1 protein-coding gene and 1 pseudogene are annotated in these 1273 nt (G+C 36.1%); one reads left to right on the top strand and one right to left on the bottom strand.

Annotated elements, in window-relative coordinates; all coding sequences use genetic code 11:
• Positions 1–260: 260 nt before the first annotated feature.
• Positions 261–989 carry an outer membrane beta-barrel protein gene (locus BBROOKSOX_RS11170; RefSeq protein ID WP_139661908.1) on the top strand — a complete coding sequence of 243 codons (729 nt, stop codon included), beginning with the start codon at positions 261–263 and terminating at the stop codon, positions 987–989.
• A 67-nt stretch (positions 990–1056) separates the two neighbouring features.
• Here the strand turns inward: BBROOKSOX_RS11170 and BBROOKSOX_RS11165 are convergent.
• Positions 1057–1273: pseudogene (locus BBROOKSOX_RS11165) on the bottom strand (Fic family protein); the annotation flags it as partial.

The raw sequence follows: 1273 nt of genomic DNA, 5'->3' as shown, positions 1-1273 counted from the left end.
AATGCACCATCCATACGCTTTCTGGTATCGGTACAAACATCCTTAAAGGTGACATTGTTTATGTGAATTGTATTAATGCTCAATATTTGAGCGATGGTGTGTGTGTTAGATAATAACATTATTTTGTTTGCTCTATTTTTATTGTATTCTCCATTTTCTCTTAAAAAACCACCTATAGTTAGTTTTTTTAGGTATCATTCATGCCCGAAAACTATCTACTAGTTTTTTTAAAAATAATATAATAATAAAGGGGTAATAAAATGAAAACACAATTAAAGGTAATTGCATTGTCGGTTTTAGTCGCTACATCAGTCCATGCAAAAGAAAGCGAGGATATGTATTTTGGCTTAGGTGCTGTTCAAACAAAATTTGGTGGTGCCGAAGGTTCTGTGCGCGGAATTACATATAATGAAGAGGCTTACAAAAAAAATAATTACAAAGTAACCTTTGGTAAGCGTTTGAATAAAAATTTTGCAGTAGAAGGTTCGTATACAAACTATTCTAGCGATGAAATGACATCCTCACTATCTGCCGCTAATGGTGCTGCTTTAGAGGCAGCGATGGCTGCCTTGCCAGAAGGAGCAGCTAAGAAATCTTTAATAGGGCTGGCTGGCACTACGCTTACGGGTACTGGCACTACTAATGCAAAGATTACTTCATCTGCAACCGTGTCTGGTCGTAGTCTTGGTTTGTCTGGGCTGTATTATTTTGCACCGTCGGATAGTTTTGAGCCGTTTGTTAAACTAGGTGTTAGTGCTTGGAATATGAAAGCTGAATCTTCTGCATTTCAATATGATAATGCAGGTATATTGACCCCAATCACTGGTGCTACAGGTTATAGCGATAAAGGCAGTGACACTAATGTTGTTTATGGTGTTGGTGTTGATGGAAAAATTAATGACACAATAAAGTATCGTGTTGCTTTTGAGCGTATAAGAGCAGATGGTAACATTGATAATATTGGTATTGGTATGCTCTATAGTTTCTAAATATAGATACTTAATCTACCATAAAAACACCCTGCCTTTGCAGGGTGTTTTTGTTATCTAGGAACCATTAATTACCAATTTTCCATTTACCTTTTTCTGAAAAAGCTTCAATGGTTTGGCGTTTGGCTTTATTGATAAGGTTAGAGTGTGATATTTGGTATTTTTTGGCGTAATCTACTAAAGAGATAATTTCTTTGCCTTCTAAATATGCCAAGCGTTTGTGGTAACTATTGGTGAGTGCTTTGCCGATAATGTTTTCCATAGTCTTGGTTTTTGCTGATTGG

The sequence above is a fragment of the bacterium endosymbiont of Bathymodiolus sp. 5 South genome (assembly GCF_900128535.1).
GTDB lineage: Bacteria > Pseudomonadota > Gammaproteobacteria > PS1 > Pseudothioglobaceae > Thiodubiliella.
The sequence above is the reverse complement of the archived record's forward strand: the minus strand, read 5'-3'. Positions and strand labels throughout refer to the sequence as shown.